Below are 15,425 nucleotides of genomic sequence, written 5' to 3'. Positions count from 1 at the left end.
GTAGTAAGTATTGCGGGTTATTTCTTCGGAAGAGAAGCCGTGCAAGGCCGGCTTACAGGTGAGATAGGGGAGTTTATTGGAACTGAAGCTTCCAAAGCAATTGAGGGCATGATCGAAAATGCTGCATTGTCACAGGACTCTACACTGGCCATAATTTTTGGTTTAGCGATGCTTATCTTTGGTGCAACCGGAGTTTTTTTTCAGTTGAAAATCGCCATGAATAACATATGGAATGTTGCGGCCAAAAAAACTAATTTTCTCCGTATGGTTCTTGATCGTGTGATTTCCCTGGGAATGGTAGTAGTCATTGGATTACTGTTATTAATAGCTCTGGTAGTTTCTACTATTCTGAAGTTAATTACAGAAACAATGCAACAGCTTATTCCTGATATTACTCAAGTTGCAATGTATATTTTAAATTACGCACTTACGTTTTTCTTCATAACGACTTTATTTGCAATGATCTTTAAGCTTCTACCAGATATTAATATCAGGTTGAAGACCACATACACTGGAGCTGCATTGACTACAGCACTTTTTATTGTTGGTCAGACTCTTATAAGTATATATTTTGGTCAGAGCGATCCGGCATCGGTTTATGGTGGCGCGTCTTCAGTGGTATTAATACTCCTTTGGGTCTACTATACCTGTTTAATTTTATTCTTTGGTGCAGAGTTCACAGTTCAATATGCTCTTCTGAAGAAAGAGAAGGTGGAGCCGAACAGATTTGGTGAACCAGCTATATACCAGGAGATGAAGAAACTCGAGCAAAGAAAAGTTCAGCTTGAAGAAGAAAAGTATATCGTAGACCGTTTGAAGTCTTACCTGGATGCAGATGAAACTTCGAAAGAAAAATAGTTTTAATTAACCTTTAACTCTTAAACGCCCAGTTTTAATAGGCTATTAATACAGATTCGCTCTTCCTAATCCTATCTTTGAGTAACTAAAAAAAAGAAAAATTATGGATAAGAGAATTGCAATTTTAGCAACAGATGGATTTGAAGAAGTAGAACTAACCTCCCCAAAAGAGGCAATGGATAAAGAAGGTTTTAATGTAGAGATCGTTAGCCTTAAGTCAGGTGACATTAAATCATGGGATGGTGATAATTGGGGAAAAGACTTTAAAGTAGATAAAACTCTTGACGAGGTTTCAGCAAAAGATTACCATGCTTTAGTGCTTCCAGGAGGAGTTATCAATCCAGATAATTTAAGAAGAGAAGAGAATGCATTGGTCTTTGTTAGGGACTTCTTCAAACAAAGCAAACCCGTATGTGCTATTTGCCATGCACCGTGGACTTTAATTAGTGCAGATGTTGTGGAAGGTAGAACGATGACATCCTTTAGTAGTATTCGTAAAGACCTTGAAAATGCAGGCGCTTTATGGGTAGATCAGGAAGTTGTAGTTGATGAAGCCTTAGTTACAAGTAGAAATCCTGATGACCTTCCAGCATTTAATGCAAAGGTGATCGAGGAGATCAAAGAAGGTAAGCATGATTTACAACATGCATAATCATTAATGATCATAAATAAAAAGGGACGCAATAGCGTCCCTTTTTTTATTTGTCTTCGTCCTCTTCAGTATCATCCTTTTCAGGTATATCTACAATAGGATCTGTAAATTCTGAATCTTCATAATCATCTTCGTCAAAATTTGCCATAGTACTTTCAAGCCTGGTACTTACTTTGACCAGGTAAATGGTATCTTCAGTCTTTACTTCCACAGCTTCAACAGTCTCATTTTTAGCATTCTTAAAGGCGATAACCTGGTCATCATCATATCCATCAGGATATTTCTCTACAAGAAGTCCAAGAATTTCAGGAGTAAGCTTTTTATAGTCTACAATTATCCTTTTCATAGTGTGATTGGTTTATGCAAGTATAAATAAAATATCAAACGCCACACAAGGGAGTTGCCAGATATTCGATTAAATTAATGATTAGTTAAATTCAGAGAGCTATAAAATTCGAAAGATTTGATAATCAGCTCTTCAGGAACTACAACATCTAATTCTGGAATAGCGATATCATTCAATAAAACAAAATTTACCTGTCCATTCGAGTTCTTTTTATCATGTTTGAGTAACGAAATGATCTCCTTAATATCTTCCGAAGGTATGTCCACGAAACCGAATAGATCAATTATAATATTTGAAATATCATGTAATTTTTTCTTTGGAAAATTTAGAATCTCAGAAGATATATATGATTCTAAGATCATCCCGATCGCAATTGCTTCTCCGTGAAGTAATTTATCTTTCTCAGGATTAGTTAAATAGAAGGATTCAACAGCGTGGCCGAGCGTATGCCCAAAATTAAGATTTTTCCTGATGGACTGTTCATAAGGATCCTGCGAAACAATCTCTGATTTTATATTTACTGAATGTTCTATGATAGTATCAAGGTCTGAAAGATCTAGAGAGCTCAGGTTGCTCATGCGATCCCAGTATGATTCATCAGCTATAAGTCCATGTTTCAGTATTTCAGCAAGACCACTGCGCATTTCACGTGAGGATAATGTTTGTAGGTAACTGCTATCTACAACAACCATTTCTGGCTGCACTATGACTCCCACCTGGTTTTTAAGATTTCCAAGGTCAACACCAGTTTTACCTCCAACCGATGCGTCTACCATAGAAAGTAAGCTTGTTGGTACATTAATAAATGGAATACCGCGTTTAAAGGTTGAAGCCACAAATCCACCAAGATCGGTTACAACCCCACCACCAAGATTTATCATCAAACTCTTTCTATCTGCACCAAGCTCTGAAAGAGCACTCCAAACACCAGTACAGGTTTCAATATGCTTATTTTCTTCTCCCGGTTCAATTTCAATAACTTCAATCTGTTGATTCGTAGATATATTCTTCAAGAATATGCTTAGACAGTGTTCCCGGGTGTTGGTGTCAACCAGAATATATAATGATGATGGCTTTTTATCTTCTATATATTGGTTGATTTTCGAGTAAGATTCGATACCGTAAAATACAGGATTGACTAAGTGTTTAGCTTCATTCATGATATTGGCATTTAGAGCTTTCGAAATTAAAGAGAATTTATGATAATAGTCATCTTCAATAATTATATTTGCCCGATTAACAGCACGAAATGATAAGAAAGAAGATATTCAATAATACTAAATCTGCGTTCAAACTCAAATCAAATTCAGACCTGGATAGGGCGATTTTTTTGTTTAGCATGATGAATTATTCTGCTTTAGTGAAAGCAGGTAGCGCATTAACTAAAATGGCGCTAAAGTTACACTTACCAGTAGAAACTCTTATAAAGAAGACGATCTTTGAACAATTTTGCGGAGGTGTTACCGAAGAGGATTGTAAGCCCGTTACCAAGGAGATGTACGGAGAGAATTTGCATAGTATTCTTGATTACTCAGTTGAAGGTAAGGAGAGTGAAGAAGAATTTGATTCTGCAATGCGCAAGAAACTGAGTCTGATTGAATATGCCAATGAAAGTGATGAAGTTACTTTTGCAATGTTTAAACCTACCGGTATTGGAAGATTTGCGATCTGGGAAAAAGTAAGTGAAAAGCTTAGTCTTACAGAGGCCGAAAAGGAAGAGTGGGAGCGTGTAAAAAACAGAGTGGAAACTTTATGTAAGCGCGCATATGAACTAAAGGTACGATTGTATGCTGATGGCGAAGAAACCTGGATGCAAACTGCTGCCGATGATCTTATGGTTGAAATGATGAAAAAATACAACCAGGATGAAGTGCTTATTTTCAACACACTGCAATGTTACCGCTGGGACAGGCTGGACTACCTGAAGGATCTTCACGAGCAAGGACAGAAGGAAGGTTTTAAGATAGGAGCGAAGATTGTGAGAGGTGCATATATAGAAAAAGAAAATTCCAGAGCAAAGAAGTTAGGATATGCATCGCCTATTTGCGAAAGCAAAGAGGCGACAGATGTCAACTTTAATTCCGTAATGTCTTACTGTCTAAATCACCTGGAAGATATTTCAGTATTCATAGGCACTCATAACGAGGTGAGTAGTTACCTGGCTCTACAAATTATGGAGGATAAGGGTATTTCAATCGACGATAAAAGAATCTGGTTTAGTCAGCTTTATGGTATGAGTGATCATATAAGCTATAATATGGCTAAAAAAGGATACAACGCTGTAAAATTGGTTCCATTTGGACCGGTTAGAGATGTAGTTCCTTACTTACTAAGACGTGCTCAGGAAAACACTTCAGTTAAAGGACAAACGGGTAGGGAGTTGGCTTTACTAAGAGAAGAGAAGAAACGCCGACGTGGAGATGAGTCTACGAAACATCACCGGGAATAACCTATGCGCTGGCTGGCAAAATTTATATTCTACAAAATTTTAGGCTGGCGTCTGGAGGATAATTTTACTTCCAGAACAAAGAAGTGTGTAGTTATCGTTGCGCCACATACAAGTTCCTTTGATTTTCTATTAGGAATCCTGGTTCGTAAGATTATGAATGTGGAATTTAATTTTGTAGGAAAGCAGGAATTGTTCAAAACACCTTTTGGGTGGTATTTCAAATGGGTAGGTGGCGCACCGTTGGATAGATCAGGAAAAAAGAATAAAGTGGATGCGATCGCGAAAGTCTTTGAAAACAAGACTATTTTTCGATTAGCTTTATCTCCCGAAGGCACCAGAGAGAAAACCGATAAGTGGAGAACTGGTTTTTACTACATAGCTTTAAAAGCAGAGGTTCCTATCGTAATGGTTTCCTTCGACTATAAGCCAAAAAAAGTAAAAATCTCCGAAGCTTTTCAGCCAACCGGAGATTTTGATTCAGATTTTAAAATTATCACCCAGTTCTATGAGGGTGTAGAAGGCAAGATTAAAGAAAATTTCTAATTAATCCTCATCTGTTGTCTCCATAGTATGGTAGACGTTTTGAACATCATCGTCTTCTTCCAGTTTTTCAAGCAACTTCTCTACATCAGCTGCCTGTTCACCTTGTAAAGGTTTTGTAACCTGAGGGATTCTTTCAAATCCAGAAGAAAGTATTTCCATTTCCCTGTTCTCTAATTCCTTCTGAATGGCACCAAAATATTCAAAGGGTGCATAGATATGAATTCCGTCTTCATCTTCAAAAACTTCTTCTGCACCAAAATCTATCAATTCTAACTCAAGTTCTTCCGGATCCTGATTTTCAGCATTAATTCTGAAATTACAGGTATGGTCAAACATGAATTCTACAGAACCTGAAGTCCCAAGATTCCCATCAGATTTGTTGAAATGAGAACGAATGTTTGCAACTGTTCTATTGTTATTATCTGTCGCAGTTTCTACGAGAACAGCAATACCATGAGGAGCATAGCCTTCAAAAAGAACCACTTTGTAATCACCTTGATTTTTATCTGAAGCACGTTTGATCGCACGCTCGATGTTATCCTTAGGCATATTGACACTTTTCGCATTCTGAATCACGGCACGAAGTTTGGCATTCGTGTCAGGATCTGGACCACCTTCTTTTACTGCCATGACGATATCTTTACCAATTCTGGTAAATGCTTTAGCCATTGCAGACCAACGTTTCATTTTCCGTGCTTTGCGAAATTCAAAAGCTCTTCCCATTTCAAATTTTAATTAGGTTCGCGCAAAAATATAAAAAAGCTCCTAAATACAGTATGGGTAAGGAGCTGGTTTTCTAGTATTCAACAGATTTTCAATTCGTCGACTCGATGATCTCTTCTATTGTTCTGGCAAGTTTGAAATCTTTTTCGGTAACACCATTTGCATCGTGAGTAGAAAGTGAAATTTCTAATTGATTGTATACATTTCCCCAATTTGGATGATGCTCCTGTGCTTCTGCCTCAAATGCAATTCTTGTCATTACGGTAAATGCTTCTTTAAAATTCTCAAATTCAAAAGAAGTATGAATGGCACCTTTGGCATATGTCCATCCATCAAGATTTTTTAATTGTTCGTCTATCTCAGTATCACTTAATTTTTTCATGACTCGATTATTTGGTTTTCTTCAAGTTACTAAGAATGAAGCATAACATCGTTATGGGACTTCAGTTTAATTTCAAATTAATAGCTATAGTTTAGCTGATGCTTTGACTACTTCCTGGATACTTATCTGTAGGTTCTTTGGAAGCTTATTATCTTTTGGAAGTACAGCCAGGAATCTGTCGAAGTTGGAGTCGTAAACATTCTTGAAAAGTGGGTTTTCATAACCAAGTTCCCTGCTAAGGTCCTCTATAAGATCGCGTTGATGCACCAGGTCATCACTGCCTAAGTGAAATACACCCTGTCTGTTTCTATTAATTATGTAGTGAATTTGTTGAGTTACCTTTCCAATTTCGGTAGCATTCACGACCACATTTGGGAATACTTCCAGCGGTTCGTTTAGGTCCAGAATTGTTCTTATCTCCTTAACTCGCGGGGAACCTTTTCCGTAGACCATAGGAAGTCTCAGGATATTATATTGTTTATTTGGAAGTCTGAGTAACGCATTTTCTATTTTGATCTTGAATCTGCCATAAACGCTTTGACTAAGTGTTTTGTCATATTCATAAGAAGGATAGTTAGTGAAAGCATCAAAGACATTAGCTGATGAAAGAAATATTAACTTTTTTCGATAATTGAGTAGGTAGTTAATAATCTCAAAATGAGTATGAATCTGAGCTTCAAAACCTCCTCGCAGGCAGGATACGATGACATCAGGCTTCAAATTTTCAAGTAAAATACTGATATTTTCCGTTTCCATATCAAAATGGTGGAATTGATTATTTTTTTCAAAAAAATCATTTTCAGTATAATAGGTACCGTGTGTATCAAAATAGGAGCAGAGCTCTTTATACAGGGAATTCCCAATAAAGCCGCTCGCTCCTAATATCAAAATTCGTTTCAAATAAATTATCCTTTATAAAAGGGCAATTTCACCTGAGTTGCTTTTACAGCTTTTTTTCTTATCTGAATGGAAATTTTATTTCCAACACCTGCAACTTCAACCGGTACATATCCTAAACCAATTCCTTTTTCAAGGGATGGTGACATGGTGCCCGAAGTGACCTCTCCAATTTTCTTGCCGTTTTCATCTACAATATCGTATCCCTGTCTGGGGATAGCTCTTTCATCCATTTCAAATGCGACTAACTTTCGTTTTGGACCTTCTTCTTTTTGCTTTTTAAGCGCTTCACTATTTATAAAATCTTTACTGAATTTCGTGATCCAGCCTAGACCTGCTTCAATAGGGGAAGTAGTATCGTCAATATCATTCCCGTATAAGGAATATCCCATTTCCAGTCTTAGGGTATCTCTTGCTGCGAGTCCTATTGGTTTTATACCAAATTCTTCTCCCGCTTCCATTACTGCCGCCCAGATTTGAGGAGCATCTTCGTTTTTAAAATAAATTTCAAACCCGCCACTTCCCGTATAACCTGTAGCTGAAACGATCACTTTTTCTACACCGGCAAAGGTTCCGACCTCGAAAGTGTAAAATTTCATATTTTGAAGATCGATCGATGTAAGGGATTGCATTGCTTCAGCAGCTTTAGGTCCCTGTATCGCCAGTAATGACAATTCATCACTCATATCACGCATAGTCGCATCTACATCATTATGCTGAGAGATCCAATTCCAGTCCTTATCAATATTCGAAGCGTTTACAACTAACAAATATTTATCTGCTTCCAGCCTGTATATAATAAGATCATCTACAATACCACCATCTTCGTTAGGCATCGTAGAATACTGAGCTTTCCCATCTGTAAGTTTTGAAGCATCGTTAGAACTGATCTTCTGAATAAGTTTCAGTGCATTTTCTCCGGAAATCAGAAATTCTCCCATGTGGCTAACGTCAAAAACACCGAGTTTTTCTCGTACAGTTTGATGTTCAATGTTTACACCTTCATAAGATACTGGCATATTGTATCCAGCAAAAGGTACCATTTTAGCATTTAATTCATTGTGTATTGCAGACAGGGCTACTTCTTTCATTATTGTAAAAATTTGCCCAAATTTATTGAATTCAGATAGAATACAATATTAATTAAGCGTTTTTATATGAGTATCTTTAAGCTTCAAAAACAAAAGAACAAGAAAGATTTACCTAATGAAAATACTTACGGCAGCACAATTGGCAGAGGCAGATAAGGTTACTCTGGAAAAGCAGGAAATCACTTCAGAAGAACTAATGGAGAGGGCAGGAACGCTTGTATTTAATGAAATTCATAAAAGATTGCAGGGAGCTCCGATTCCCATAAAAATTTTCTGCGGAATTGGTAATAATGGAGGAGATGGGTTGGTAGTTGGCAGGCATCTTATTCAGCATGGATACGAGGTTCGCACATTTGTAGTTAATTATAGTGATAAAAGATCTGAAGATTTTTTGAGCAATTATGAGAAGTTGAAGGAAATCACAAATCACTGGCCGGAACTTATTAAGAGTGAAAACGGTTTCCCTGAAATTCATACTGGTGATTTTGTTATAGACGCGTTGTTTGGAATTGGTTTGAACCGACCAGTAGAAGGCTGGCCTGCTAGTTTAATTAATTTGATAAATAATTCACAAGCTTTTGTCTTATCTATCGATATGCCGAGTGGTTTAGCGCCAGATAAGATTTTTAAAGATGGAGCAGTAGTTCAGGCAGGATATACTCTGAGCTTCCAATCTCCTAAACTAAGTTTTTACCTGCCAGACACCATGGATTATGTTGGCGATCTACAGGTCATCGATATAGCACTTGATCGGGAATATCTGGGGAAAGTGGATTCAAATATATTCCTTATAGGAAAAGAGGAAGCTCAAAGTTTATATAGGTCAAGAAAAATAAACTCACATAAAGGCGACTATGGAAAGGTTTTGATCATTGGAGGGAGTTACGGTAAAATGGGAAGTGTCACTCTAACTTCGAGGGCAGCAATGCGCTCAGGCACCGGACTCTGTACGGTTTTCATTCCGGAATGTGGGTATGATGCCCTCCAAATATCTAATCCGGAGGTAATGGTACTCACAGATGAAAATTCTAAGATGATCACCAAGTTACCTTTGAATTTCGATGCTGATGTTTATTGCTTCGGAATGGGAGCAGGAACCAATGATGCTACGGCTAAAGCTTTTGAAGAATTTTTAAAAACACAGAATAAACCAATTGTGGTTGATGCTGATGGGATTAATATCTTATCGAAGAACAAGTCACTTTTGGAAAAAATGCCTGAAAATTCGGTCATCACGCCTCACCCTGGGGAGTTAAAAAGACTAATAGGGGAGTGGAAGGATGATTTCGATAAACTTGAAAAGGTCAAAGCTTTAAGTAAAAAGTTTAAACTTATCGTCGTAGTAAAGGGCGCTCATACTTTTATAATAAATAACGAAGAGATCTATATAAATTCTTCAGGTAATCCGGGAATGGCAACTGCTGGTAGTGGTGATGTTCTCTCTGGTGTTATAACAAGTTTTGTAGGTCAGAAATATAGTAGCCTTGCTGCGACAATTCTGGCTGTTTACTTACATGGTTCAAGCGGTACAATAGCAAGTGATCAATTAGGGTATGAAAGTTTGCTTGCTGGCGACATTGCAGATAATATTGGTCGGGCAGTTCAGGAACTGTTCAATAGAAATCCGGAACCAATTAAAAAGAATTAATTTGATAAATTCTATTCAGAGACCAGAAGTGATAATTTTTTCTGTACCCAACTTGTAGCATCCGGAAGCTCAGCAAAAACCTTAAAAGAATTTGCGTCAACATAGAATTCCTTTTCAACTGTAGAAGCAAGGGTTCTTGTCATATCGTTATCACTTACAACTGCGATAACTTTGAGATTTTGAAATTTTGCAGATTGTTTGTAAACCATTGGGTCTACGGCATAGCTATTCACTCTATGTGATATGTAAGCATAAGGTTTCCCATGAAAGACTTCAGTTCCAATTTCAAGAAGAATTTCATTTTTGCTAATATCAAACAGAATTCCTTCGTTCATTTTAGCGACCATAAAATTTTCATGAATAGAAACACTGCCAAAATCAAGTTCTATAGTAGGGTAGTTCATATGATTATTGGGACAATTTCCGACTAAATTACTGAAGTTTGGTCGAAACACAAGTATAAAAAAACCTGCTGTTTTCATAGCAGGTTTTTTTATTTAATGAAATTATATATTATTCAGTTTCTACAGATTTCTGAATATCTATGGTCAGTTCGCTTTTTTCTTCATCCAGATCCATCGTGATCTTATCACCCTCCTTCAAATTAGAAGTAATGATCTCTTCAGCTAAAGCATCCTCGATATATTTCTGAATCGCTCGATTTAAAGGTCTGGCACCGTATTGCCTGTCAAAACCTTTATCTGCAATAAAATCTTTAGCCTTCTCTGTAAGAGTAAGATCGTATCCAAGTCCTTGAATTCTACCAAACAATTTCGCAAGTTCGATATCAATGATCTTATGAATATCTTCTCTTTCAAGACCATTAAATATCACCACATCGTCAATTCTATTTAAAAACTCGGGAGCGAATGCTTTCTTAAGTGCATTTTCGATAACGCTTCTGGCATTTTCATCTACCTGAGATTTCTGAGCGGTAGTACCAAAACCAACACCCTGTCCAAAGTCTTTCAATTTTCTAGCTCCAATATTGGAGGTCATAATTATGATCGTGTTTCTAAAATCGATTTTTCTTCCAAGACTATCAGTAAGATAACCATCGTCTAACACCTGTAATAGCATATTAAATACATCTGGGTGTGCTTTCTCCACCTCATCCAGGAGGATCACAGCGTAAGGCTTTCTACGAACTTTCTCGGTAAGTTGTCCACCTTCCTCGTAACCTACATATCCAGGAGGTGCTCCAATTAACCTGGAAACAGCGAATTTCTCCATATACTCACTCATATCAATTCTGATAAGAGCATCATCATTATCAAATAGTTCCCTAGCTAAAACTTTAGCCAACTGCGTCTTACCAACACCAGTTTGTCCAAGGAATATAAATGAACCAATTGGTTTATTTGGATCTTTAAGTCCGGCGCGATTTCTTTGTATGGCTTTTACAACTTTGCCTACAGCTTCATCCTGTCCAATTACTTTCCCCTTGATCAATTGAGGAAGCTCCACAAGTTTATTACTCTCGGTTTGAGCAATACGATTCACCGGAATTCCAGTCATCATCGAAACTACATCAGCGACGCTATCTTCAGAAACAATTTCCTTATGTTTTTTAGACTCTTCTTCCCATTTCTCCTGAGCTACGGCAAGTTCTTTTTCGAGATTTTTTTCATCATCTCTAAGTTTAGCAGCTTCTTCATACTTCTGTTTTTTGACTACAGAATTTTTATTTTCCCGAACCTCTTCAAGTCTTCTTTCAAGATCGAGTACCTGTTTTGGCACATCGATATTGGTGATATGTACTCTAGATCCTGCTTCATCTAAAGCATCTATAGCCTTATCTGGTAAAAACCTGTCGGTCATATAGCGATTTGTTAACTTTACACAAGCTTCAATCGCTTCATTTGTATACTGCACATTGTGGTGATCCTCATATTTATCCTTGATATTGTTAAGGATTTCTATGGTCTCATCTACCGTAGTAGGCTCCACTATAACCTTCTGGAATCTTCTTTCTAGAGCACCGTCCTTTTCGATATATTGTCTGTACTCATCAAGGGTAGTAGCACCAATACATTGAATTTCACCCCTTGCAAGTGCAGGCTTGAACATATTACTGGCATCCAGACTACCCGTTGCACCACCTGCACCAACGATCGTATGAATTTCATCTATAAAAAGGATGATATCATCATTCTTTTCTAGCTCGTTCATCACAGCTTTCATTCTTTCCTCGAACTGGCCACGATATTTTGTGCCGGCAACTAAGCTAGCAAGGTCAAGGGTGACCACTCTTTTATCAAATAAAATTCTGGACACCTTTCTTTTTACGATTCTTAGTGCTAATCCTTCAGCGATAGCAGATTTACCAACTCCTGGTTCTCCAATTAATAGAGGATTGTTTTTCTTTCTACGACTAAGAATCTGAGAAACTCTTTCGATCTCTTTTTCTCTACCAACCACAGGATCCAGCTTGTTAGCTTCAGCCATTGCAGTGAGGTCTCTTCCGAAATTATCTAGAACCGGAGTTTTTGATTTCTTATTGGTTTTACCTGTACTGGCTCCGCCGCCTCCGCTAAACGGATTTTCCCTCGTAGCTTCATCTCCTTCATCATCTGAAAATGACTCCGCTGTCGGACTATCTGAAAAGTCGGTTTCATCGCTGGCGATCATATATTTAAACTGATCTTTAACGCCATCGTAGTCTATTCTCAATTTATTCAGCAGTTTGGTAGTCGGGTCATTCTCATTTCTAAGAATACACAATAATAAGTGTGCGGTATTAATCGAGGCACTCTGGAATAGTTTGGCTTCCAGAAATGTAGTTTTCAATGCTCGCTCTGCCTGTCTGGTAAGATGCAGGTTTTTCTTTTCATTACTTATAGTAACAGTATTGGGATTTGCAGGACTTAGTATCTCGACTTTACGTCTCAAATGGCTAAGGTCAATTTCCAATGCGGTTAGAATATCTATAGCTTTCCCGTCTCCATCTCGCAACAACCCCAGCATTAGATGCTCAGTTCCAATGAAATCATGACCAAGCCTTAATGCTTCCTCTTTACTGTAAGCAATAACGTCTTTTACTCTTGGTGAAAAATTATCATCCATTTTTATCTTCCTTTCTCAATTTTATTTTCACTCCAAATAGGACAAAAACTGTACCTAATAAGGTGACCATAGCTAAGTGACAAAATAACCATCACTTTTCAAAAGGGAAAATAATGAACTTATTAACCAAAACACAATAAAAATTTGTTAATAAAAAATACTTAAGCTCAGAGATAACGGGACGTTAAAGAGGTATAAAATATGTAAATTGCCCCTTACAATTTTAAGATAATTAAATTTTTTAATATGGCTGAAGGAGAAAAGCTAATTCCTATCAATATTGAAGATGAAATGAAATCTGCCTATATCGATTATTCGATGTCGGTCATTGTGTCACGTGCACTACCAGATGTTCGTGATGGATTGAAACCTGTACATAGACGTGTGCTTTACGGTATGTATGAGCTTGGAGTACTTTCAAATAGAGCCTATAAGAAATCTGCGAGAATCGTAGGGGAGGTATTAGGTAAGTATCACCCGCACGGGGATTCTTCTGTATACGATACTATGGTGCGTATGGCCCAGGAATGGAGCATGCGATATATGCTCGTAGACGGTCAGGGTAACTTTGGATCTGTAGACGGGGATAGTCCTGCAGCGATGCGTTATACTGAAGCGCGTATGCGTAAGATCAGTGAGGATATGCTTGCAGATATTGACAAGGAAACGGTAGATACCCAGCTGAATTTTGATGACTCGTTAAGTGAGCCTGTAGTAATGCCTACACGGGTGCCAAATTTATTGGTGAACGGAGCCAGCGGTATTGCTGTTGGTATGGCGACTAATATGCCTCCTCATAATCTAAATGAAGTTATAGATGGTACCATCGCTTATATCGAAAATCACGATATCGAGATCGATGAACTTATACAATATATAAAGGCACCAGATTTTCCAACAGGAGGAATCATTTATGGTTATGATGGTGTAAAGGAAGCTTTCAAAACTGGAAGAGGTAGAGTTGTGATGCGTGCTAAATCGCACATGGAAGAGATTGCGGGTCGTGAATATCTGGTTGTTACAGAAATTCCATATCAGGTGAACAAAGCTGATATGATCAAAAAAACAGCAGATCTTGTAAATGACAAGAAGATCGAAGGGATCAGTCTCATTAGAGATGAGTCTGATAGAAATGGTATGCGTATCGTATACCAATTGAAAAGAGATGCTATTCCTAACATCGTTCTTAATACATTATTTAAACACACAGCCTTACAGTCTTCTTTTAGTGTAAATAATATTGCCCTAGTGAATGGAAGACCGCAAATGTTGAATTTAAAAGATCTTATTTATCACTTCGTAGAACACAGACATGATGTGGTTGTAAGAAGGACTGAATTTGAACTGCGGAAGGCAAAGGAGCGTGCCCACATCCTGGAAGGATTGATTATTGCTTCTGATAATATAGACGAAGTGATCGCATTGATACGTTCTTCTTCTAATGCTGAAGAAGCGCGTAATAAATTAATTGATCGTTTTGAACTTTCAGAAATTCAGGCTAAAGCGATCGTAGAAATGCGATTGAGACAACTTACCGGTCTTGAACAGGATAAGCTGAGAGCTGAATATGATGACATCGTTAAAACAATCGAAGATCTCGAAGATATTCTGGCTCGAAAAGAGCGTAGAATGGAAGTGATCAAGGAGGAACTTCTGGAAGTACAGGAAAAGTACGGGGATGAAAGAAGATCTCAAATTGAATATGCCGGTGGTGATCTTAGTATCGAAGATATGATCCCGGATGAGAAGGTAGTGATCACTATTTCTCATGCTGGTTATATCAAACGTACTTCACTAAACGAATATAAGACTCAGAATAGAGGAGGAGTTGGTCAAAAAGGATCTAACACCAGAAATGAAGATTTCCTTGAATACCTTTTTGTAGGTACCAACCACCAGTATATGTTATTCTTTACTCAAAACGGTAAATGTTACTGGATGAGAGTTTATGAAATTCCGGAAGGAAGTAAAGCTTCCAAAGGAAGAGCAATTCAGAACCTTATTAACATTGAACCTGAAGATAAGGTGAATGCCTTTATCTGTACTCAGGACCTTAAGGATGAGGATTATGTAAATAATCATTTTGTGATCATGGCTACCAAAAAAGGACAGGTCAAGAAAACAAGCCTTGAGAAATATAGCCGTCCAAGAACAAATGGTATCAATGCAATTACTATTAAGGACGGTGATGAATTGTTGGAAGCAAAACTAACTACTGGTAATAGCCAGGTGATGTTAGGGCTCAAAAGTGGTAAGGCAATTAGATTTGAGGAAAGCAAAACCCGACCTATGGGCAGAAATGCCTCAGGTGTTCGCGGAATTACGCTTGCCGATGATAAAGATGAAGTTGTTGGAATGGTTTCGGTAAACGAATTTGATTCAGATATTCTCGTAGTTTCTGAGAATGGTTATGGTAAAAGATCAAGCCTGGAAGATTACCGAATCACAAATAGAGGTGGAAAAGGAGTTAAAACAATTTCAGTTACGGAGAAAACAGGACAACTTGTCGCTATTAAGAACGTATCAGACGATGATGATCTCATGATCATTAATAAATCGGGGATCGTTATTAGAATGGCTGTTGAGAATCTAAGAGTTATGGGCCGTGCTACACAGGGTGTAAGACTTATAAACCTTAAGGGTAATGATTCTATAGCTGCAGTGGCAAAAGTATTGCATGATGAAGATGATGTTGAGTTAATGGAAGATGCGGAAAAGCCTGTAGGCGGGGAGAGTCAGACCGATGGCATGACTATTGTAGATGATAGTG

General features: G+C 37.7%; 14 protein-coding genes. 6 read left to right on the top strand and 8 right to left on the bottom strand.

The features are described 5' to 3' along the window. Positions 1 to 858: YihY/virulence factor BrkB family protein (locus ACNI3T_RS12650; RefSeq protein WP_418228110.1), on the top strand; the 858-nt coding region annotated here is incomplete at its 5' end. 103 nt (positions 859 to 961) lie between these two features. Beyond that, positions 962 to 1,510 carry a type 1 glutamine amidotransferase domain-containing protein gene (locus ACNI3T_RS12645; protein WP_418228109.1) on the top strand — a complete coding sequence of 183 codons (549 nt, stop codon included), beginning with the start codon at positions 962 to 964 and terminating at the stop codon, positions 1,508 to 1,510. 46 nt (positions 1,511 to 1,556) lie between these two features. Here the strand turns inward: ACNI3T_RS12645 and ACNI3T_RS12640 are convergent, their stop codons facing one another. Next, positions 1,557 to 1,856 (bottom strand): hypothetical protein, encoded by a 300-nt coding sequence (locus tag ACNI3T_RS12640; protein ID WP_295180277.1) that lies wholly within the window; start codon positions 1,854 to 1,856, stop codon positions 1,557 to 1,559. Positions 1,857 to 1,930: 74 nt separating this feature from the next. Beyond that, positions 1,931 to 3,016, bottom strand: coding sequence for a 3-dehydroquinate synthase (gene aroB / locus ACNI3T_RS12635; RefSeq protein WP_418228108.1), 1,086 nt, complete (start codon positions 3,014 to 3,016; stop codon positions 1,931 to 1,933). Positions 3,017 to 3,105: 89 nt separating this feature from the next. Here aroB and ACNI3T_RS12630 point away from each other — a divergent pair, with 89 nt between their 5' ends. Both ACNI3T_RS12630 and ACNI3T_RS12625 read left to right on the top strand, forming a co-directional pair. Next, complete coding sequence (locus tag ACNI3T_RS12630; RefSeq protein WP_418228107.1) at positions 3,106 to 4,305, top strand: proline dehydrogenase family protein; 1,200 nt, start codon at positions 3,106 to 3,108, stop codon at positions 4,303 to 4,305. A gap of 3 nt (positions 4,306 to 4,308) precedes the next feature. Then, positions 4,309 to 4,848: a 1-acyl-sn-glycerol-3-phosphate acyltransferase gene (locus ACNI3T_RS12625; RefSeq protein WP_418228106.1), complete on the top strand. Its 540-nt coding sequence runs from the start codon at positions 4,309 to 4,311 to the stop codon at positions 4,846 to 4,848. Here ACNI3T_RS12625 and ACNI3T_RS12620 read toward each other — a convergent pair whose 3' ends face one another. From ACNI3T_RS12620 to gcvT, 4 genes are all read right to left on the bottom strand, one after another. Then, positions 4,849 to 5,571 (bottom strand): YebC/PmpR family DNA-binding transcriptional regulator, encoded by a 723-nt coding sequence (locus ACNI3T_RS12620; protein ID WP_322300305.1) that lies wholly within the window; start codon positions 5,569 to 5,571, stop codon positions 4,849 to 4,851. Between the two features lie 91 nt (positions 5,572 to 5,662). Further along, positions 5,663 to 5,953 (bottom strand): 4a-hydroxytetrahydrobiopterin dehydratase, encoded by a 291-nt coding sequence (locus ACNI3T_RS12615; protein ID WP_322300304.1) that lies wholly within the window; start codon positions 5,951 to 5,953, stop codon positions 5,663 to 5,665. Positions 5,954 to 6,037: 84 nt separating this feature from the next. Beyond that, on the bottom strand, positions 6,038 to 6,853 hold the full coding sequence (locus ACNI3T_RS12610; protein WP_418228105.1) for a sugar nucleotide-binding protein: 816 nt from the start codon (positions 6,851 to 6,853) through the stop codon (positions 6,038 to 6,040). Positions 6,854 to 6,858: 5 nt separating this feature from the next. Further along, positions 6,859 to 7,941 carry a glycine cleavage system aminomethyltransferase GcvT gene (gene gcvT / locus ACNI3T_RS12605; RefSeq protein ID WP_418228104.1) on the bottom strand — a complete coding sequence of 361 codons (1,083 nt, stop codon included), beginning with the start codon at positions 7,939 to 7,941 and terminating at the stop codon, positions 6,859 to 6,861. A 115-nt stretch (positions 7,942 to 8,056) separates the two neighbouring features. Between gcvT and ACNI3T_RS12600 the strand changes: the two genes are divergently transcribed. Continuing rightward, on the top strand, positions 8,057 to 9,589 hold the full coding sequence (locus tag ACNI3T_RS12600; RefSeq protein WP_418228103.1) for an NAD(P)H-hydrate dehydratase: 1,533 nt from the start codon (positions 8,057 to 8,059) through the stop codon (positions 9,587 to 9,589). Between the two features lie 11 nt (positions 9,590 to 9,600). Here the strand turns inward: ACNI3T_RS12600 and ACNI3T_RS12595 are convergent, their stop codons facing one another. Next, positions 9,601 to 10,071, bottom strand: coding sequence for a hypothetical protein (locus tag ACNI3T_RS12595; RefSeq protein WP_418228102.1), 471 nt, complete (start codon positions 10,069 to 10,071; stop codon positions 9,601 to 9,603). 31 nt (positions 10,072 to 10,102) lie between these two features. Further along, positions 10,103 to 12,655, bottom strand: a complete 2,553-nt coding sequence (locus ACNI3T_RS12590) for an ATP-dependent Clp protease ATP-binding subunit (protein ID WP_418228101.1) — start codon at positions 12,653 to 12,655, stop codon at positions 10,103 to 10,105. Between the two features lie 246 nt (positions 12,656 to 12,901). Between ACNI3T_RS12590 and gyrA the strand changes: the two genes are divergently transcribed. Then, positions 12,902 to 15,425 (top strand): DNA gyrase subunit A (gyrA, locus tag ACNI3T_RS12585; protein ID WP_418228100.1); only part of this gene is annotated, 2,524 nt, incomplete at its 3' end.

The sequence above is a fragment of the Christiangramia qingdaonensis genome (genome assembly GCF_048381525.1).
Classification (GTDB): Bacteria; Bacteroidota; Bacteroidia; order Flavobacteriales; family Flavobacteriaceae; genus Christiangramia.
The sequence above is the reverse complement of the archived record's forward strand: the minus strand, read 5'-3'. Positions and strand labels throughout refer to the sequence as shown.